Here is a 16,555-nt window from a genome sequence, read left to right on the forward strand (position 1 = left end):
TGCTCAATGTCCTGATTCCGGTGTCGCAATAGCGAGACGCCAGCCGATCGGCAAGGTTTTTGCGCTTGAACGGCAGAACGAATCCGGCCCGATTATTGTGGATTGGCGGGCTTCTTCTGATCCGACGGTTGCTGCGTCTGGTCTGTCGGCTGTTGCTGCTGTTGTTTGACGAGATCCACCATCACGCTCTTGAGCGAGCTCGGATTGCCGTTGTCATCGTTGGTGACGATATCGTCCACCAGGGGCCTGCCGCCCTCTTCGATGACCTCGAAACGAACCGTGGTCACCTTCTGATAATCGGCATCCGATCCCATGCAGGTGGATTTCTTGAAGGTCGCCAGCACCTCGGTCACATTGTTCTTCGGCGGCTGGGCGGCAATCTTCACCTCCTCCAGCGGACACGCATCCTGCGCATTGACGATGACATCGTAGTCGAAGGGCGAGATACCATCCTCGTCGGCGGCGGGAAATTGCGCCGCCGCCTGATATTTCGCCGCGAAATCCTTGCTGTAGATATCCTTGAGCTTGCTCTCGTCGAAGATATCCTGCCAATCGCTGTCGCCGCCCGCCCAGTTCGAGACAGTCGCATCCATGATGGCCTTGACCGGCGTCGTCGCATCGGCGGCCAGTGCCATATGCGCGCCTAGGGAGAACTGAAAGAGCGTGAAGGCAAGCGCGGATGCGGCAAATTTCTGCATGACGTGATTCCGTAATAACAGGCAAAACATGCGCGACCTTAGCCCCATCGACCGCTTTGGCAATGGCCGGATCGCAAAAAGCGGATGATGTCACGAATGATCAAAAACACTATGCCCAAGGCTCTATCGGCTTTGCGTTCCGCACTTGCGGTGCTATAGCCCTCGGGACTTCATATTACTCACAGGACCATCGGGTCCCATCAGCTTAAACGAGGCAGAAGCATGAAGAAGATCAAGGTCGCAAATCCCGTTGCCGATCTCGATGGCGACGAAATGACTCGCATCATCTGGCAGCTCATCAAAGAAAAACTGATCTTCCCCTACCTCGACATCGATATCGATTATTACGACCTCTCGGTCGAAAACCGCGACGCCACCAACGACCAGGTCACCGTCGACGCCGCCAACGCCATCAAGAAATACGGCGTCGGCATCAAGTGCGCGACGATCACGCCGGACGAAGCCCGCGTCAAGGAATTCAACCTCAAGGAAATGTGGAAGAGCCCGAACGGCACGATCCGTAACATCCTCGGCGGCGTCATCTTCCGCGAGCCGATCATCTGCAAGAACGTTCCGCGCCTCGTTCCGGGCTGGACGCAGCCGATCGTCGTCGGCCGTCACGCTTTCGGCGACCAGTACCGCGCCACCGACTTCAAGTTCCCCGGCAAGGGCAAGCTCACCATCAAGTTTGTCGGCGAAGACGGCACGGTCATCGAGAAAGAAGTCTTCAACGCTCCTGGCGCCGGCGTTGCCATGGCCATGTACAACCTCGACGAGTCGATCCGCGAATTCGCCCGCGCCTCGATGATGTACGGCCTGATGCGCAAGTGGCCGGTCTACCTCTCGACCAAGAACACCATCCTCAAGGCCTATGACGGCCGCTTCAAGGACATCTTCGAAGAAGTCTACCAGAACGAGTTCAAGGCTCAGTTCGACGTAGCCGGCATCACCTATGAACACCGCCTGATCGACGACATGGTTGCCTCGGCTCTCAAGTGGTCCGGCGGCTACGTCTGGGCCTGCAAAAACTACGACGGCGACGTCCAGTCCGATACCGTTGCCCAGGGCTTCGGCTCGCTCGGCCTGATGACCTCGGTTCTGCTCACGCCGGATGGCAAGACGGTCGAAGCCGAAGCCGCACACGGCACGGTGACCCGCCACTATCGTCAGCACCAGAAGGGTCAGGAAACCTCGACGAACTCGATCGCTTCGATCTTCGCCTGGACCCGCGGCCTTGCCCATCGCGCCAAGCTCGACGACAATGCCGAACTCGCGAAGTTCGCTTCCACGCTCGAAAAGGTTTGCGTCGACACGGTTGAAGCCGGCTACATGACCAAGGACCTGGCGCTGCTGATCGGCCCCGATCAGCCGTGGCTCTCGACCACCGCCTTCCTCGACAAGATCGACGAAAACCTCAAGAAGGCCATGGCTGCCTAAGCCTCGTCATCATCTGGACATAAGAAAACCCGGCCTCAGCGCCGGGTTTTCTTTTGCGCGGAATCTTGCCGCCGGGGCGAACCGGTGGCAAAAATGCGCGCAACAAAAGGGAGAGGCAGATGGCTGAGGAACTCGTTTTCTATACCAATCCGATGTCGCGCGGACGCATCGCTCGCTGGATGCTGGAGGAAATCGGCCAGCCCTACCGCACCGAATATCTCGACTACGGCACGACCATGAAGTCGCCGGAATATCTTGCAGTCAACCCAATGGGCAAGGTGCCGGCCATCAAGCACGGCGACACCGTCGTCACCGAAGGTGCCGCCATCTGTGCCTATCTGGCCGAAACCTTCCCGCAGGCAGGCCTTGCCCCGACAGCGGCCGAGCGCGGCCGCTATTTCCGCTGGATGTTTTTTGCGGCCGGCCCGTTCGAGATGGTGATCACCAATCGCGCCCTCGGCTTCGAAGTGCCGCCGGAACGCCTGCGCATGGCCGGCTGCGGCAGCTTCGCGAATGTGCTTGATGCGATGGAGTACGCCGTCACGACCTCGCCGTTTATCGCCGGCGACCGCTTCACGGCCGCCGACGTCTATGCCGGTTCGCATATCGGCTGGGGTCTCAATTTCGGGACGATCGAAAAGCGGCCAGCCTTCATCGACTACTGGAGCCGGGTCAGCGACCGCGACGCCTACTGGCGTGGCAACGAGATTGACAATGCCGCCATGCCGAAACCGGCTAATGCCTGACAATACAAGGTATTGAAAGGAAACCCTCTATCGGGATCTTATGCCGCTACTGAAGCGGCATATAGATATCCGTCAGCAATTCCGTCGGCGGTACATCACGCGGATTGTTTATATATTCCTCGAACATGAGGGTATCGCGCAGCTGCCGCCCGGAAGCCGGAAGCCATTGCGCATAGAGCCACTGATAAGCCCTATGCATGTTCGCATAAGGCCCCTTGTGACGCAGCACGGCATATTCACCGCCCTCCAGCGAGCGCCGTTCCAGTGGGACGGCAGTCGCAACGGCCTCGCTGGCAGTAACACAGGCACAGGAGCGCAGATTGTCCGCTTCCACGACATCGGGATCGTCGAGATAGACGCCGATCATGCGCATGTCCGGCCCTGCCAGACCGCGGGCGAAGATGGTGCCGAAGAGTGTTTCAAAAGCCTGACCTATCTGCATGTAGGAGCCGCGATGGGCGACACCGACCAGTGACATCGGGGGAATGGTGCGAAGCGTAACGTCGAACATGACCGTGATCCTTCCTTGGGTACTGGGTTCGAAGATCCTGTGGCTTCCCTCATTCCGATATCGCGCCGGCGGCATGCCGTAGACGGATCTGAAGATGCGGTTGAACGATTGGAGGTTGGGATAGCCCGACCGCTTTGCAATGTCGCTGACGGATAGACGGGTGTTGACGAGATCGCCGGCGGCACGGTGCAGCCGCAGCCGCTTGACGGTCGCCGCCGCCGTCTCGCCATAGATCCTGTGCCAGTGATAGCTGGACATGCAGGCGATCTCGGCGAGCTTTTCCATATCGAGCTCTTCATCCAGATGCTCATGGATACAGGCCGAAACTCGCCGCAACCGGGTCTCGTAAAGCGTCCACGCCGTTCCACCACTCATGTCTAACCCCCTTGCAAATCGATCGGCCGACAAGAGCATAACCCGATTTGACAAATCCTGCGGAATTGCCTGCATAAACAAAAATGGCGGACACCGAAGCATCCGCCATCCTTGATTATCTATCGGAAATCAGCGTCTTAGCCAGCAAGTGCTGCAGCAATTGCCTCGATCGCTTCATCAGCCTTGGCGCCATCCGGGCCCCCGGCTTGGGCCATGTCGGGACGGCCGCCGCCGCCCTTGCCGCCGAGCGCAGCCGAAGCAACGCGCACGAGATCGACGGCGCTGAAGCGGCTCGTCAGGTCCTCCGTGACGGCGACGACGGCGCTGGCCTTGCCATCATCCGAGACGCCGATCAGCGTCACGACGCCGGAGCCGAGGCTTGCCTTAGCCTCATCCGCCAGACCCTTGAGATCCTTGGGATCGACGCCGGAAACCGGCTTGCCGAGGAATTTGACGCCATTGACTTCGCGGACAGCATCGGCCGAACCGCCCTGACCGCCGCCCATGGCAAGCTTGCGCTTGGCATCCGCCAGTTCGCGTTCCAGCTTGCGGCGCTCGTCCATCAGCGCTTCAACGCGCGTGACGACATCGGCCGGCTGTACCTTCAGCGCCGAGGCGAGGCTCTTCACGCGATCGTCCTGCTCGGCGAGATAGTCGCGCGCGGATTCGCCGGTCACGGCTTCGATGCGGCGCACGCCGGCACCGACGGCACTTTCGCCGAGAATGCGGACGAGGCCGATCTGGCCAGTGGCGGAGACATGCGTACCGCCGCAAAGCTCGACGGAATAGGGCTTGCCGGCCTTGGCACCCCGCACGCCCTGCCCCATCGATACGACGCGGACTTCGTCGCCATACTTCTCGCCGAACAGTGCCATCGCACCTTCCGCGATGGCATCGTCTACGCTCATCAGGCGGGTCGTCACCGGCGAGTTCTGCAGGATGATCTCGTTGGCCATCTCTTCGACGACCTTGAGCTCCTCGGCCGACATTGGCTTCGGATGCGAAACGTCGAAACGCAGCCGCTCGGGGGCAACCAGCGAGCCCTTCTGCGCGACATGCGTGCCGAGTACTTCGCGAAGTGCCTCGTGCAGCAGATGGGTGGCGGAGTGGTTGGCGCGCAGGCGCGAACGCCTTTTGTGATCGACGGTCAGGACGACGGCATCGCCGACCTTGATCTTGCCTTGCGAAACTTCGGAGCTGTGAACGAAGAGGCCCTCGCCCTTCTTCTGCGTATCGCTGACAGCGAGCTTGCCGTGATCGCTGGAGATCACGCCCGTGTCGCCCATCTGGCCACCGGATTCACCGTAGAACGGCGTCTGGTTGACGACGATCTGCACCTTGTCGCCGGCAGAGGCGCTGTCGACCGCGACACCGTCCTTGACGATTGCCTGGATGACGCCTTCGGCGGTTTCCGTGTCATAGCCCAGGAATTCGGTCGCACCGTTCTTTTCCTTGAGCTCGAACCAGATGGTTTCGGTCGCCTTGTCGCCGGAGCCGGTCCAATGCGAGCGCGCCTCGGCCTTCTGGCGCTCCATGGCATCGGTAAAGCTGGAAATATCGACACCGATGCCGCGGGCGCGCAGCGCATCCTGCGTCAGGTCGAGCGGGAAGCCGTAGGTGTCATAGAGCTTGAAGGCGGTCTCGCCGTCCAGACTGTCGCCCTTATGCAGATCCGACGTGGCATCGTTGAGCAGCGAAAGGCCGCGTTCCAGCGTTTTGCGGAAACGGGTTTCTTCGAGCTTCAGCGTCTCGGAGGTCAGCGCCTCGGCGCGCACCAGCTCCGGATAGGCGCGGCCCATCTGCTGGATCAGCGCCGGCAGCAGCTTCCACATCAGCGGCTCTTTGGCGCCGAGTAGCTGCGCGTGGCGCATGGCGCGGCGCATGATGCGGCGAAGCACGTAGCCGCGGCCTTCATTTGACGGCAGCACGCCATCGGCGATCAGGAAAGCAGACGAACGCAGATGGTCGGCAATGACGCGATGGCTGGCACGATGCTCGCCCTCGGCCTTCACGCCGGTCGCCTCTTCCGAAGCTTCGATCAGCGCGCGGAAGAGATCGATATCGTAGTTGTCATGCTTGCCCTGCAGCACGGCGGCAACGCGCTCGAGGCCCATGCCGGTGTCGATCGACGGACGCGGCAGGTCGACGCGCTGCTCCTTGGTGATCTGCTCAAACTGCATGAAGACGAGATTCCAGATCTCGATGAAGCGGTCGCCATCTTCTTCCGGAGAGCCGGGAGGGCCGCCCCAGATATGATCGCCGTGATCGTAGAAGATTTCGGAACAGGGGCCACACGGACCGGTATCACCCATCGCCCAGAAATTGTCGCTGGTGGCGATGCGGATGATCTTGTCATCGGAAAGACCGGCAATCTTCTTCCAGAGATTATAGGCGTCGTCATCGGTGTGATAGACCGTGACCAGCAGGCGCTTGGCATCGAGACCGAATTCCTTGGTGATCAGGTTCCAGGCAAGCTCGATGGCGCGCTCCTTGAAATAGTCGCCAAAGGAGAAGTTGCCGAGCATCTCGAAGAAGGTGTGATGGCGCGCAGTGTAGCCGACATTGTCGAGGTCGTTGTGCTTGCCGCCGGCGCGCACGCATTTCTGCGCCGTCGACGCCGTCGTATAGGGACGCTGCTCCAGGCCGGTGAACACGTTCTTGAACTGCACCATGCCAGCATTGGTGAACATCAATGTCGGATCATTGCGCGGCACCAGCGGGCTCGACGGCACGATCTCGTGGCCGTTTTTCTTAAAATAGTCGAGGAAGGTCGACCGGATTTCATTCACACCGCTCATATGGGGCCCTTCAGTCCTGCGCTCAGCAACTTGCATCAAAGTCAGTGGCTTTTATCGTCCGCTCCCGGCGCTGTCCAGCCGCACGAACAAAACCGGCCGCACATCCCTTGGACAATACGGCCGGTTTCGAATTTTAGTCTCGGTCTTGGATGGGAAATTGCTCCCGAAAATCCTTATTCGCCGGAGGCGTCGCCATCGTCGGCATCGGGGCCGCCATTCTGCAGGAAGCGATCGGCGATCAGGCCGGCATTCTGGCGTAGCGACAATTCAATCTCGCGGGCGAGATCCGGATTGTCACGCAGGAAGAGCTTCGCGTTTTCGCGGCCCTGGCCGAGGCGCTGGCTGTTATAGGAGAACCAGGCACCGGACTTTTCGACGATACCGGCCTTGACGCCGAGATCGACCAGTTCGCCAGTCTTGGAAACGCCTTCGCCATACATGATGTCGAACTCGACCTGCTTGAAGGGTGGCGCCATCTTGTTCTTGACGACCTTGACGCGGGTCTGGTTACCGATCACTTCCTCGCGCTCCTTGACGGCGCCGATGCGGCGGATGTCGAGGCGAACCGAGGCGTAGAACTTCAGCGCGTTACCGCCCGTCGTCGTTTCCGGCGAGCCGAACATGACGCCGATCTTCATGCGGATCTGGTTGATGAAGATCACCATGCAGTTGGACTTGGAGATCGAAGCCGTGAGCTTGCGCAGCGCCTGACTCATCAGACGGGCCTGCAGACCCGGCAGGCTGTCGCCCATCTCGCCTTCGATTTCGGCACGCGGCGTCAATGCCGCAACGGAGTCGACGACGAGAACGTCGATCGCACCGGAGCGCACCAGCGTGTCGGTGATTTCGAGCGCCTGCTCGCCGGTATCGGGCTGCGAAATCAGCAGGTTTTGCAAGTCGACGCCGAGCTTGCGGGCATAGACCGGATCGAGCGCATGTTCCGCGTCCACAAAGGCGCAGATGCCGCCCTTCTTCTGGGCCTCTGCAATGGTCTGCAGCGCCAGCGTCGTCTTACCCGAGCTTTCCGGCCCGTAGATTTCGATGATGCGCCCCTTCGGCAAGCCGCCAATGCCGAGAGCGATATCGAGGCTCAAAGAGCCAGTGGAAACCGTTTCGATTTCGACCACGTTCTCGTTAGAGCCGAGCTTCATGATCGAGCCCTTGCCGAACGACCGCTCAATTTGAGAGAGTGCCGCTTCAAGTGCCTTGCTTTTATCCACCGATTTGTCCTCTACAAGCCGCAAAGAATTCTGAGACATCCGATCCACCTTTAGGTTATTGAAGCCGCTCTAGCAATGTCGCCGCCGATGAGAATTGTGTACTCGATTTGTTCTCATATCGCAAGGCCACAACAAGCAATTGAAAGAAAAAGGTAAAATGAATTCCGTTCTATTTTTGTTTTCTTCTTTCTTCCCAGGCACTTGCATGACCGAGGCGGTGAATTGCCAGATGTTACCGACCCGTCCGATTCGTCCTTTCGACCGCTGAGGAAAACCATATGGCGAAGAAGATTCTCGTTCTCGGCGGCGCCCATATCGACCGGCGCGGCCGTATCTTCGGCGAGACCGCACCCGGCGCCAGCAACCCCGGCGCCTGGTTCGAGGAACCCGGCGGCGGCGGTTTCAATGCGGCCCGGAATCTCGCCCGCCTGGGCTTCGACGTAAAGCTGATCTCGCCGCGCGGCGGCGACCCTTCGGGCGAAATGGTGGCGGAAGCGGCAAGCCATGCCGGCATCGACGACAAGCCCTTCGTCTTCCTCGATCGCAAGACGCCGAGCTATACGGCGATCCTCGAACGCGACGGCAATCTGGTCATCGCGCTTGCCGACATGGAACTCTATAAGCTGTTCGTCCCGAGGCGTCTGGCGATTCGCGCCGTGCGCGACGCTTTCGAAGAAACCGACCTTGTTCTCTGCGACGCCAATCTGCCGGCGGAGACCTTGGCCGCAATCGCAGCAAGGGCTGCCGCCTGCGGCAAGCCCGTCGCGGCAATCGCGATCTCGCCGGCGAAAGTCGTGCGGCTGAAGCAGAGCCTTGCCGGCATCGACCATCTCTTCCTTAATGAAGCCGAGGCCGCCGCGCTGACCGAAAGCCGGCCTGAAGATCCACTCGAATGGGTGAGCGGATTGCGCGCCCTTGGCTTGCGCAATGGCGTCATCACCCGCGGCAGGTGGCCGCTGATCGCATTTTCCCGGGATGCCGTCGTCAGCCTGCAGCCACCTGTCGTCGACGATGTCGCCGATGTCACCGGAGCGGGAGATTCGCTCGCTTCCGGCGTGCTGTCGGCCCTGCTTGACGGACATGATCTCGCAGAGGCTGTCCGCCACGGTGCTGCAGCCGCAGCGATCACCGTGCAATCGCCCTTCGCCACCGCCGAAAATCTGTCTCCCGAGCTTTTGGAGACGATGTTGGCCCTTGTTCCCAAGGCCGAAATTCTGTCATGAAGCCTGCTCAGAACGCGTATATTGTTTCAGTGAATTGGAAACGACAATGACCCAGCCTATCTCGCCACTGCTTCCGATCTCCTATTCGAAGGAAGTCGCCGCCGCCAAGCTGCGCGGCGCCCCGCTCGTGGCACTGGAATCGACCATCATCACCCACGGCATGCCTTATCCCGGCAATATCGAGATGGCTCGCAGCGTCGAGGCGATCATCCGGCAGGAAGGCGCAGTGCCAGCGACTATCGCCGTCATCCATGGCACGCTGCACATCGGTCTTGAGCCGGAAGAGCTGGAAGCCCTTGCCAAGACGGAAGGCGCGATGAAGGTTTCCCGCGCCGACATCGCCTTTGCGATCGCCGAGCGGCGAACCGGCGCGACCACCGTCGCCGCCACGATGATTGCCGCCGCCCGCGCCGGCATCAAGGTTTTCGCCACCGGCGGCATCGGCGGCGTCCATCGTGGTGCCGAAGAGAGCTTCGACATCTCTGCCGATCTTGAAGAGCTTGCGCGCACGGGCGTCATCGTCGTCTGCGCCGGCGCCAAGGCGATCCTCGATATTCCGAAGACGTTGGAAGTGCTGGAAACCCGCGGCGTTCCGGTCGTAACCTACGACAGCGCCGAATTTCCGGCCTTCTGGTCGCGTTCTTCCGGCCTGGCAAGCCCGCTGACGCTGAACAGCCCGGCTGCCATCGCCAATTTCCAGTCCACTCGCGAGCAGCTCGGCATCGATGGCGGCATGCTGATCGCCAATCCGGTGCCGGAAGCCGACGAAATCCCGCGCGAGGAAATGGAAATCTATATCGAGCGCGCCCTCGACAGTGCCGAGCGCGACGAGATCACCGGCAAGGCCGTAACGCCCTATCTGCTCAGCACCATCTTCGATATCACCGAAGGCCGCAGCCTCAAGACGAACATCGCGCTTGTCGAAAACAATGCGCGCCTGGCCGCCGAAATCGCGGTCGCTCTGGCAGAATAATTAGATAAGCAGTTACGAAAACGGCCGGGCGCTTCAAAAGATCGTCCGGCCTTTTTCGTTTCAGATCAGGGAGAACAGACCCAAGGCGTCGCGTAATTCCGCAAGCGTTGCCTCCGTCCGTTCCCTCGCCTTTCTGGTCCCCTCTCGCACGACTTCCATCACATAGTCCGGCTCGGCAGCATAGTGTGCTCGGCGTGCGCGGATCGGAGCGAGCAGCGCCTGCAGGATATCATCAAGACGTCTCTTTAAGGTGACATCACCAAGTCCACCGCGGCGATAATGCGCCTTCATGTCATCAACCAACTGCCGGTCCTCGCAGAAGGCATCCAGATAGGTGAAGACGACGTTTCCCTCGACCCTGCCGGGATCGCCGACGCGCAGATGATCGGGATCGGTATACATCCGCCGTACCGCATCGCTTATTTCATCCGGCGAGGAGGAAAGCGGGATGGCGTTGCCCTGGGATTTGCTCATCTTCGCCTTGCCGTCGACGCCTGGCAGGCGCCCCACGCTCGGCACCATCGCCGTTGCTTCCACAAGAACATCGCGCCCAATCTGCCGATTGAGACGGCGAACGATCTCGTTCGTCTGCTCGATCAATGGTGCCTGATCCTCGCCGACGGGAACGATCGTCGCCTTGAAGGCGGTGATATCGGCAGCCTGTGAAACCGGGTAGCAGAGAAAGCCGGCAGGCACGTCACGTTCGAATCCGCGCAGCTGGATCTCCGTCTTGATCGTCGGATTACGCTCCAGGCGACTGACCGTGACGAAATTCAGATAAAGCAGCGTCAGCTCCGCCAGCGCCGGCAAAGCGGATTGGACGCAGATCGTCGTCAGCGCCGGATCGATACCGACTGCAAGATAATCGGTAGCGACCTCGAGAACGTTGCGACGGACCTTCTCGGGATCATGGGCATTGTCGGTCAGCGCCTGGGTATCCGCCAGCAGCAGGAATTGCCGATGGCTATGCTGAAGCGCAACGCGGCTCTTCAGCGACCCGACATAATGGCCGAGATGAAGCGGACCGGTGGTCCGGTCGCCCGTCAGGATGACGGGGCGAGTGTCGGTAGGAGAATGCATTTGGTTGCTCCGCAAAAGGAGCCGCCGCAATCGGGAAGGGAAAACGGAAAATGGACCATGCCTGCCGGATCACGGCGGCAGGGTCGATTTCAAGACATGACGACTGCCGCTCCTAGAAGGAGCGCCACCACAAACGGCAAATGGGTTCGGGGAGGTCGATCATGAGGCTGTCGATAGCATCCTTTCGCCGCCATCGGCAACAGCTGCTTCTCGCTTAGTTCTTGTCCAGCGTCTCGCGCACGACGACGGCAAGCTGCTTCAGCGAGAACGGCTTCGGCAGGAAACCGAACTGCGCATCCGCTGGCAGATTGCGGGCAAAGGCATCCTCGGCGTAGCCCGAAACGAAGATGAATTTCAGGTCCGGATATTTCTTGCGCAGTTCCCGCAGCAGCGACGGGCCGTCCATCTCAGGCATGACGACGTCGGACACGACGACATCGACCTGGCCGTCGAGCTCGTCCATGATGTCAAGCGCCTCGACGCCGGAGCCGGCCTCGTAAACGGTATAGCCCCGCGTCTCAAGCATGCGCTTGCCGCCGCGCCGCACCGCCTCCTCATCCTCGACCAGCAGCACGACTGCGGACTTGCCGGTAAGATCGGCCGGCTCTTCCGGCGGAGCGACTATGCCGACACTCTGATCCATGGCCGCGACATCCCGGCTCTCCGGCGCCTTGACATCGGTTACGGCCGGCATTTCGACGACATGGCGCGGCAGGAAGATGCGGAAAGTCGTCCCCTTGCCCACTTCCGATTCCGGCTGGATATAACCGCCGGACTGCTTGATGATGCCATAGACCATCGCGAGGCCCAGACCCGTGCCCTTGCCGACTTCCTTGGTCGTGAAGAAGGGCTCGAAGATCTTGTCCATGATTTCGGGCGCAATGCCGGTGCCGGTATCGCTGACCTCGACAAGCACCATGTCTTCATGCGGCAGGAAGGGATAGTTGAAGGCGCTGACATCAGCCGCAAGCAGATTGCGGGTGCGCAGCGTCAGCTGACCGCCGCCGGGCATGGCATCGCGGGCGTTGACACAGAGATTGATCAGCACCTGCTCGAACTGCGAGAGATCGGTTTTGACAGGCCAGAGATCGCGGCCGTAATCGACATCCAGCTTGACATGCGTGCCGGACAGAAGCCGGTCCACCAGCATGCGCAAGTCGCCGATCACGTCGGTGAGATTCAGCACTGTCGGCCGCATGGTCTGCTTGCGCGAGAAGGCGAGCAACTGCCGCACCAGCACGGCCGCACGATTGGCATTGCGCTTGATTTCCATCAGATCCGCGAAGCTCGCATCCGAAGGCCGCGCCTGTAGCAGCAGATGGTCGGAAGACAGGAGGATAGCGGTCAGCACATTGTTGAAGTCGTGCGCGATCCCGCCTGCAAGCGTACCGACGGCATTGAGCTTCTGCGTCTGCGCCATCTGCGTCTCGAGCGCCTTCTGCTCGGTCACCTCGACGGCATAGACGATGGCGGCTTCTTCCGGCGCCTCGTCGGTCTGGTCGATCACCGCATTGATGTAGAAGCGGAAATGCCGTGCCTCATCCTTCGGATTGCGGGAGTCGATCGGCGGAATGTCGCCCTGCCGGTCCTTTGCGGCCGCCAGCGCCTGCTGCAGCCGCGGCCGGTCGCTTTCATTGACGACGCTCTCCAAGGCCGCGCCACGCTCGATATCGTCGCGCGAGACGAGATCCGAGAAAAGCTTCAGGAACGGCGCATTCGTCCGCAGGATGCGGCCGTTGCCATCGACGGAAGCAATCGCCATCGGCGTATTGTTGAAGAAGCGGCTGAAGCGCATCGCCGCCGCTGAAGCAGATTGCTCGGTATCCGCGCCGTTCTGCCGGGTGAGGACGATAGTGCGGCTCTCGCCGGGAGCGCCGTCGCGCATCGAGGTGACGCTGTGGACGATCTGCACCGGCAGGCTCTGGCCGTTGGCGCGACGCAGATCGAGATCGAGCGTCACCGTTTTCTTCAAGCCCGGTTCCGCCTGAACGGACTGGATCAGCGCCAATCCCTCGCCGGCCACCAGATCGCCGATTGTCATCGAGCCTGGCACGAACTTCGTGAGGTCTAGGCCCAGCCACTCGGCCAGCGTCGCGTTGAGATAGAAGATTTCGCCCTTGCGGCCGGCGGAGAAGAAGCCGGCGGGCGCATGATCGAGATAGTCGATCGCGTTCTGTAACTCCTTGAAGAAGCGCTCCTGGTCGTCGCGTTCGGAGGTGATGTCGGTGATCTGCCAGATATGCAGCACCTTGCTGCTGCCCTGCTCCGGCGGCAGCACACGGGCCTTCAGCCGATACCAGTGCGCCCCGTTGCCGCTTCCATCCGCAGGGCCGAGCGGCTTCAGCAGGCGAAACTCTTCCGATCCCTCCTTGCCGTCGCGCAGACCATTGGCGAGACGGTACAAGGCCTCGTTGGATTCGCGGTTTCGCGACAGCAGCATTTCCAGCGACTGCACTTCCGTCGCCTTGGTAGCGCCGGTCAGCCAGCCATAGGCGGCGTTGGCATAGACGATGCGCCCCTTCTCGTCGGTGATCAGCGTCCCGTCCGGATGGCTGTTGAGAAATGAACGCGCCAGGCTATCGGATTGCGGCTGCGGCATAACCTCGACGAAGCCGATGATCGAGGAAACGAGGAAGAAGATGCCGACCATGGCAAGAATGCCGAGGCCGCCGAGAACCGCTTCATTGTCGAGCTGGCTTTTGAAGACAACGAAGGCGGCGGCGGCAGCCACGAGAACGAGCGCCAGCAGAATGATGCGCATCACCGTTCCCGAACGAACTCCGCGATCCACCAGCGGCACGCTATACTCGTCGGATGGACGCTGCTTCGTCATAAACCCCTCGTCTCCGCCGTTCTCCTCGCGACATGTCATACACGTTAAGGATCGCCGGAGTCGGACCTTTCGAATCTTCTTTACCAATTTGCGTCATCGGCAAAAAGCTTTGCCGAGCCAGAAAGGCTTGAATTCACAGGCAATAGAGCACAAGACGTATCAATCGCATCTTGTCTCAGCCGCGATCCTGCTCATATGATCGCCGCATAGGAAGGCCAAGTTCAAGGCATCTACCCGCCGGAGCTGCATAATAGGCCGCGACGTCGGGGACAAATACGGGAGCATCTCGACATGTTGGACGACATCGCCGGAGCCTATGGCAGCCGTTTCCTCCTCGCAGCCGGTGGGGTTGGCATCGCCCTGATCGTGTTGATCGCCATTCTGTGGGTCCTGCGCAATCGAGCGCCTTCTCCCTTCGTGCGCGGCGGCAAGAACCGCCAGCCGCGTCTGCAGGTGCTGGATGCCGCCGCCGTCGATGCCCGCCGCCGTCTCGTGCTCGTCAGGCGCGACGGCATCGAACACTTGATCATGATCGGCGGCCCGACTGATATCGTCATCGAGTCCGGCATCTCCGATCCCGCGCGCGCGGCCGTCGCGGCGACGCCCGTCAATCCTCCCGTAGCCGCGACGCCTGTCGATGTTCCCCTGGCCTATGAAAGCAGGCAGCAACAGCCGGAAAAAGCTTCCGAACCCGATGCCACTCCCGCGGCACTTCCACAGGGTCGGCAATCCACCGAAGACAGGATCGAAGCCTATCTGCGCTCCGAAACGCCTACTGCTGCCCCTCGGGCTCCGGAGCCAGCACCGCGCGCGGCTGCCGAACGTCCGCAACCGGCTGCCGTCAGTCCGCCGCAGCCAGCTCCCCAAACCGCTCCGACCATCAGCGAAGCCGAAGCCGCAGACATACTGGACGCCGCCCGCCATGTCGTCCTGCCGCAGCAACAGCCGGCTACCGCTCGCCCAGTGCCCGTCGAGCCTGCCATTGCATCTCCGCGCGCCCCCGAGCCTGGCAACGATTTCCAGCGCATATTAGAAGCCGAAATGTCGAAAAATCTGACTGCCGAGCGGATTATTCCCAATGCGCCGACGCCGCGGCAGGTGCAACAGCAGCCCGTTCCATCGCCGGCACCAAGCCCGGCACAGAGGGTCGAACCCGAGCTTGCGCCGCTGACCGGGGCCGACAGCGCCCTCCAGCAGGAAGTGGCGCGCATCTTTGGTGAAATGAGCGTCAGTCGCGACAAATAATGCGCGACGCGAAATGCCGGAAATGAAAAAGCACGAAGAATGAATTCCTCGTGCTTTTATTTGTATCCAGTCGAGCCGACAGCTCGATTATTCGTCGCGATAAACCTTTTCCCGGCGCTCGTGGCGTTCCTGCGCCTCGATCGACAGGGTCGCGATCGGACGAGCATCCAGCCGCTTCAGGCCGATCGGCTCGCCGGTCTCTTCACAATAGCCGTAAGTACCGTCTTCAATACGCTGCAATGCGGCATCGATTTTCGAGATGAGTTTACGCTGGCGGTCGCGAGCCCGAAGCTCAATGGCCCGGTCTGTTTCCGAAGAGGCCCGATCGGCCAGATCGGGATGATTTGCGCTTTCTTCCGCCAGATGATCGAGGGTCTCGCGCGCTTCTCTAAGGATATCGTTTTTCCATGCTATCAGTTTCGCTCGAAAATAAGCTCGCTGATTCAGATTCATGAACTCCTCGTCTTCCGAGGGAACATAATTGCTAAGATCGATCTTCTCACTCAACGCGATTCTCCTGAAGAACATCTCATATGGCTGGGCTGTATATCCCAACCAATAGTGCCGGTTCAAGCCAAATAGATGCTGTCAACTGATTTTTAAATTTGTCATAAAATTCGGCTAAGCGTCTATTTTTTCATCATTTCTTCTCATTGAGCCGGAATCACGTCTCTCGTAACCTTCGCGTGAAGGTAGGACATTTCGCCGTTCGACGGATCGCGCCGCAGTTGACTGAGCATACAAACAGACGTTACCTCATTGAGGAAATCGAGCTCCGGAATTTCGCCATGGTCAGCATTTCGCCGCCGCCCTCCAGGATCTATCTCCTGCGTCATGCCGAGGCCCAGCAGGCCGCTCCCGGCCAGAAGGATTTCGACCGTCCTCTGAGCGACAACGGCTATGCTGCGGCCGAGATCGTTGCGGACGAGGCCGCCGACAAGGGCTACAAGCCGGACCTCGTCATTTCATCGACGGCCACGCGCTGTCGCCAGACTGCCGACGCCATGCGCCGTGCCGTCACGCCCTCGACAGAGTTCCGCTTTGTCGATGCGCTCTACAACGGCACGCCGGACATCTACCTGTCGCTCATATCAGCGCAGACTGATCAGGACTCGGTCATGCTGGTTGCGCACAACCCGGTCATCGAGCTGACGCTCGCAGCCTTGATCGGGCGCGAGGCCATGGCCGGCGCGCTCCCGCGCGGCTTTCCAACGGCCGGTCTTGCCGTCGTCGATTCGACACCGTCAGGCTGGGTGCTGACCGACTTCATCACTGAATAGGGATATTCGCCGAGCCGCTTGTCTCGCTCGCCCGAAAACGTACCCTGCCCCTGATTGCAGACGTTTGCGTCTTCATCTTTTCGGGGCAAGTTTCGATCCCTATATTCACGGTCACGCTGTCATCCAGGGATCCCGC

The 16,555-nt window shown here is 60.5% G+C and carries 13 protein-coding genes; 6 read left to right on the plus strand and 7 right to left on the minus strand.

What is annotated here, in order from left to right:
- Window positions 1-92 precede the first annotated feature (92 nt).
- On the minus strand, window positions 93-698 hold the full coding sequence (locus tag FHT84_RS04395) for a hypothetical protein (RefSeq protein WP_183761370.1): 606 nt from the start codon (window positions 696-698) through the stop codon (window positions 93-95).
- A gap of 222 nt (window positions 699-920) precedes the next feature.
- On the opposite strand from FHT84_RS04395, the gene FHT84_RS04400 reads away from it, so the two are divergent.
- Window positions 921-2,135 (plus strand): NADP-dependent isocitrate dehydrogenase, encoded by a 1,215-nt coding sequence (locus FHT84_RS04400; RefSeq protein WP_113251358.1) that lies wholly within the window; start codon window positions 921-923, stop codon window positions 2,133-2,135.
- 119 nt (window positions 2,136-2,254) lie between these two features.
- Entirely contained in the window at window positions 2,255-2,881 is a 627-nt protein-coding gene (locus FHT84_RS04405) for a glutathione S-transferase family protein (RefSeq protein WP_113251357.1), read from the plus strand.
- Between the two features lie 46 nt (window positions 2,882-2,927).
- On the opposite strand, the gene FHT84_RS04410 is transcribed toward FHT84_RS04405, so the two are convergent.
- The 3 genes from FHT84_RS04410 to recA form a co-directional block, all read right to left on the minus strand.
- Window positions 2,928-3,767 (minus strand): AraC family transcriptional regulator, encoded by an 840-nt coding sequence (locus FHT84_RS04410; protein ID WP_113251356.1) that lies wholly within the window; start codon window positions 3,765-3,767, stop codon window positions 2,928-2,930.
- 137 nt (window positions 3,768-3,904) lie between these two features.
- Window positions 3,905-6,565 carry an alanine--tRNA ligase gene (gene alaS / locus FHT84_RS04415; protein ID WP_113251355.1) on the minus strand — a complete coding sequence of 887 codons (2,661 nt, stop codon included), beginning with the start codon at window positions 6,563-6,565 and terminating at the stop codon, window positions 3,905-3,907.
- 173 nt (window positions 6,566-6,738) lie between these two features.
- Complete coding sequence (gene recA, locus FHT84_RS04420) at window positions 6,739-7,824, minus strand: recombinase RecA (protein ID WP_095435028.1); 1,086 nt, start codon at window positions 7,822-7,824, stop codon at window positions 6,739-6,741.
- A gap of 239 nt (window positions 7,825-8,063) precedes the next feature.
- Between recA and FHT84_RS04425 the strand changes: the two genes are divergently transcribed.
- The gene (locus tag FHT84_RS04425; protein WP_169645095.1) at window positions 8,064-9,008 is read left to right on the plus strand and encodes a carbohydrate kinase family protein; all 945 of its coding nucleotides are present in this window, start codon (window positions 8,064-8,066) and stop codon (window positions 9,006-9,008) included.
- Window positions 9,009-9,054: 46 nt separating this feature from the next.
- On the plus strand, window positions 9,055-9,981 hold the full coding sequence (locus FHT84_RS04430; RefSeq protein ID WP_169645094.1) for a pseudouridine-5'-phosphate glycosidase: 927 nt from the start codon (window positions 9,055-9,057) through the stop codon (window positions 9,979-9,981).
- 60 nt (window positions 9,982-10,041) lie between these two features.
- Here FHT84_RS04430 and trpS read toward each other — a convergent pair whose 3' ends face one another.
- Together trpS and FHT84_RS04440 are read right to left on the minus strand one after the other, a co-directional pair.
- Entirely contained in the window at window positions 10,042-11,061 is a 1,020-nt protein-coding gene (trpS, locus tag FHT84_RS04435; protein ID WP_169645093.1) for a tryptophan--tRNA ligase, read from the minus strand.
- Window positions 11,062-11,275: 214 nt separating this feature from the next.
- Window positions 11,276-13,894: a PAS domain-containing sensor histidine kinase gene (locus FHT84_RS04440; protein ID WP_169645092.1), complete on the minus strand. Its 2,619-nt coding sequence runs from the start codon at window positions 13,892-13,894 to the stop codon at window positions 11,276-11,278.
- A gap of 291 nt (window positions 13,895-14,185) precedes the next feature.
- On the opposite strand from FHT84_RS04440, the gene FHT84_RS04445 reads away from it, so the two are divergent.
- The gene (locus tag FHT84_RS04445) at window positions 14,186-15,139 is read left to right on the plus strand and encodes a flagellar biosynthetic protein FliO (protein ID WP_169645091.1); all 954 of its coding nucleotides are present in this window, start codon (window positions 14,186-14,188) and stop codon (window positions 15,137-15,139) included.
- Window positions 15,140-15,226: 87 nt separating this feature from the next.
- On the opposite strand, the gene dksA is transcribed toward FHT84_RS04445, so the two are convergent.
- Window positions 15,227-15,646, minus strand: a complete 420-nt coding sequence (gene dksA, locus FHT84_RS04450) for an RNA polymerase-binding protein DksA (RefSeq protein ID WP_004109001.1) — start codon at window positions 15,644-15,646, stop codon at window positions 15,227-15,229.
- A gap of 281 nt (window positions 15,647-15,927) precedes the next feature.
- Between dksA and FHT84_RS04455 the strand changes: the two genes are divergently transcribed.
- On the plus strand, window positions 15,928-16,419 hold the full coding sequence (locus FHT84_RS04455; protein WP_112339975.1) for a histidine phosphatase family protein: 492 nt from the start codon (window positions 15,928-15,930) through the stop codon (window positions 16,417-16,419).
- The last annotated feature ends 136 nt before the right edge of the window (window positions 16,420-16,555 follow it).

This window comes from Rhizobium sp. BK289 (assembly GCF_014193575.1).
Taxonomy (GTDB): domain Bacteria; phylum Pseudomonadota; class Alphaproteobacteria; order Rhizobiales; family Rhizobiaceae; genus Rhizobium; species Rhizobium tropici_C.